Origin of the sequence: Ferviditalea candida (assembly GCF_035282765.1) — a bacterium.
In the GTDB taxonomy this organism is placed as follows: domain Bacteria; phylum Bacillota; class Bacilli; order Paenibacillales; family KCTC-25726; genus Ferviditalea; species Ferviditalea candida.
Window position 1 is genome coordinate 1 of record NZ_JAYJLD010000077.1, and the last position, 3,059, is coordinate 3,059.

The following is a 3,059-nucleotide window of genomic DNA, read 5'->3' on the forward strand; positions in this document are numbered from 1 at the left end:
AAGGGATTAGGCTATTGTCGGGTACATTTTCGGTTTGGCTCCGCCAAACCGAATGGCGAATCCATGGCTATTTCCCGCCATATAATGAAGCGGCGAACATCATGCGCTCTTTGACAATTCCATAACCTACTGTTCTTCATGCGAGAAGTCGCATGGCAGCAAGAATGCTCGTAGGTCTTTACACTCGGACCTGCCTGTGGAACAATGGGGTCGACAAGCTTTTCTCGGGAAATTTCTTCCCCTCCTTGCGGACCGTGAGGTACTGCTCAAAAAAGCCCGTTACCCGTGACCCATCACTCATGTTCTAACCGCTGGTTGCGCCGCCGTACCGCTTGGGGAGTAGCACCCGCAATTGTCGGGCGTTACGGATGAGTGCTGATGACGAGGCAGAAGTCGGTGGTTTCCACGGGCACCCAGGTCTGAGATCAGCTTGATTATTTCTCAACAGGAGGTGATTCCATGTCACCAATGCTGATTGGTATAGACGTAAGCTTACGCTCCCACCATGTACAGTTCATGGATGGAGCCGGAAGATCGCTCGCTTCCTTCTCCGTGTCTAATGATCAAACCGGGGCGGACACCCTGATTCGTAAAATGTTAGACATAGCGAGTAAAGAGAGGTTGGAGAATCTTCACATCGGGATGGAGGCCACATCCAATCTCGGATGGCCTCTTGCGCATTATCTGAAGAACGAGTTGCAAAGCTACGAGCCGAACGTGAAGTCCCAAGTTTATGTCTTAAATGCAAGAAAGGTGGCTCGCTTCAAGAATGGATACGACACCCTTCTGAAAAACGACCGCATCGATGCCTGGGTAATTGCAGACCATCTGCGATTTGGACGACTGCCCCACGAGATGAAAGACATTATCCAATACGAAGCCTTGCAGCGCCTTACCCGCACGCGATTTCACTTAATGAACAACATTAAACGGGACAAGACCTATTTTCTGAATCAGGTCTTTTTGAAGTTCAGCGGGATGCGTCAGGATAACCCGTTTTCCAATACGTTCGGCAACACCAGTCTGGCCGTTATTCAAGAACTTGAGCCGGATCAAATCATGGCGATGTCGATGGAAGAACTCATTGAATTCTTACAAGATAAAGGCAAGAACCGCTTTGAGAAACCCGGAGGAAATCGCGGCTTACTTAAAGAAGATCGCCCGCTTTTCCTACCGGCTTGATAAAGCGATGGCCGATCCGGTAAACATCTCTCTAGCTACGACACTTAGCGTGATCCAGCACTTGGAGTCCGAAGTGAAGAAGCTAGACAAAGAGATCGCAAAGATTATGAAGGGCGTTCCGCAAACACTTACCTCCGTGAAGGGCATTGGCCCCGTATTCGCGGCGGACATCCTAGCGGAGGTCGGCGGTATTGATCGCTTTGCGAATCACGCCGATTTAGCGAAATATGCCGGTCTCGTATGGAACCAGAACCAGTCCGGTGAATTTGAAGCGGAAGAAACTTCTCGCATGGATACCGGCAATAAATATCTCCTTACTATCTCGTCCAGGCAGCGGACTCCGTCCGCAAGCATGATGCTGAGTACAGTGCGTTTTACCAGAAGAAGTACGACGAAGTTCCAAAGCATAAGCACAAAAGAGCCCTCGTCTTATCCGCGCGAAAATTGGTACGGTTGGTATTCATGCTACTGAAAACCAACACATTGTACACACCACCGGAGAGGAGGAACCACTAACCGGTTTCCAAAATCCTACTCCTTTTACAATTCACCCGTATGAAAACCATGTCTGAAAATTTTGACATATGGACGGGTCTAATTTGCTATTGCCTTTTTACGGTTCAAAGTGCAATTTGTGCTGATTATTTTCCATTTTTCATGAATCAACCCCTTGACATATTACCGCTGTGCTTTAAGGTCGAGACGGACTAAGCAGTCCGTCTCAATTTCTAAGCATTGCTTTAGTTTGTAGGTTCACTCAATAAGGATTTTATATTGTAAATCGTACCAGATTTAAAAAATCTGCTAAACCAAGAACTTTGAAGTTGCGACAATTGTCGGTTTAATTGATCTGTATACTCTTGCATAGTAAATGCATTATTATAAAATTCATTTTTAAATGCCCCTTCGGCTGCATTGGGAATAGTTACATATTTAGTAGCCGTAGCAGTAAGAAAATCCGAAATAGGCCTACCGTCATTTGTTTTTCCTTTTTTTAGAGCAATTAATTCTTGTTGAAGGCAGTTATTATAGAGTAACCTATAGCCAGTTGTCACCCCATCTTGATCTATTTTATCATATGTTCTCTTTAAATCTTCAAAATACTCTAACGAATTGGTAAAATTTCCTTTTATATAAGTACTACTGGTATATCCATGAGTGCTTCCCTCGAATTCATTAGCAGTATTGAAATTTTCTTTATTATCAAGCCAAGCATTAAAATTATTTAATGAAATCAGTGCACTAGTATCTACTTTCATACTAAGTACTGTCTTATCTCCCCAATATGTGTAATACCAATCACCATTGGCGTTTTGAAAGATTACAGAAGTATGTCCAAGTCTACTTGCTGCAGCACTGGCAGTAATTATTATTGCATCATGCCCACTCGGATCTACATAATTTACCGGATTGTTGAAAGCATAGGCATACAAATGTAAACTAAGTGGGTTTTGGATTTCACCCCGATACGTATCCGCCGACAGGAACCTTCCGTTCCTCGGATCGTAGTATCTGGCCTGCAGATAATAATATTGCGTCTTGCGGTCCCAATAATATCCCGCATAGCGATACGGATTCAGCTTCACCAGTTCCGTGGTGATGTCCTCTGTCGGTTCTTGTTCGACGCCGACAATCGTATCTCCTGCTGTCGATGTGCTGGTTGTCGTATCGGTCATTGTTTCGGTGGAATCGGAAAGCGTATTGTCGGAAAGTGTTCCGTCAAGCGTACTTCCCGTAAGCGTTCCTCCGCTCCCGTTCTGCGGATCGCTGTTGTTATCCGGGGTATAATCCGGCACAATATTGCCGTTCTCATCCACCGGTCCCTGCAGCGAGCCCGGGCTGCCGTTGCCTGTGCCGAGGTCGCCGATGTAGCCGAT

Annotated in this window: 3 protein-coding genes; 2 read left to right on the forward strand and 1 reads right to left on the reverse strand. The window is 45.7% G+C overall.

Annotated features, from left to right (window positions below; translation table 11 throughout):
* Positions 1-459: 459 nt before the first annotated feature.
* Positions 460-1,182, forward strand: coding sequence for an IS110 family transposase (locus VF724_RS21005; RefSeq protein ID WP_371756188.1), 723 nt, complete (start codon positions 460-462; stop codon positions 1,180-1,182).
* 73 nt (positions 1,183-1,255) lie between these two features.
* Positions 1,256-1,654 (forward strand): transposase, encoded by a 399-nt coding sequence (locus tag VF724_RS21010; RefSeq protein WP_371756189.1) that lies wholly within the window; start codon positions 1,256-1,258, stop codon positions 1,652-1,654.
* A 268-nt stretch (positions 1,655-1,922) separates the two neighbouring features.
* On the opposite strand, the gene VF724_RS21015 is transcribed toward VF724_RS21010, so the two are convergent.
* Positions 1,923-3,059 (reverse strand): RHS repeat-associated core domain-containing protein (locus VF724_RS21015; RefSeq protein ID WP_371756190.1); only part of this gene is annotated, 1,137 nt, incomplete at its 5' end.

Bases quoted from the DNA above. Each gene is read 5' to 3' on its own strand.
- VF724_RS21005 (WP_371756188.1), top strand. From the start codon at position 460: ATGTCACCAATGCTGATTGGTATAGACGTAAGCTTACGCTCCCACCAT.